1 pseudogene is annotated in these 375 nt (G+C 44.5%); it reads left to right on the plus strand.

Annotated features, from left to right (window positions below):
* Nucleotides 1-375 (plus strand): annotated as a pseudogene (locus AB4512_RS24940) (2OG-Fe(II) oxygenase); the annotation flags it as partial.

The raw sequence follows: 375 nt of genomic DNA on the forward strand, positions 1-375 counted from the left end.
ACTTGGAAGCGGTCTCTAACGCACAAATTCCGCTGCGCCCACCATATGGCATAGTACTTAACCGTGGTGGAGCGATGTTAGACAGCCGTTCTGAAGGTTATTTAGCCGCGCCAAGTTTCCAAGCGTTTTACAGAGATTTACTCGACAGTTACATGCGCCCTATCGCCCGTTTATTGTTCCCAGAAATCATGGGATACGATACACAAAATTTTGGGTTCTCGATTCAGTATCAAGCGAACAAAGATACCTCTTTACGTCTCCATACTGATGCGTCTTCTGTCACGCTCAACATTAACGTAAATATGCCAGATGAAGAGTTTTCAGGGTCAGAACTTAACTTTTATGACCCTGCTACGGGTAAGATGAACCAAACAA

This window comes from Vibrio sp. 10N.222.52.B7 (assembly GCF_041474275.1).
GTDB lineage: Bacteria > Pseudomonadota > Gammaproteobacteria > Enterobacterales > Vibrionaceae > Vibrio > Vibrio crassostreae_C.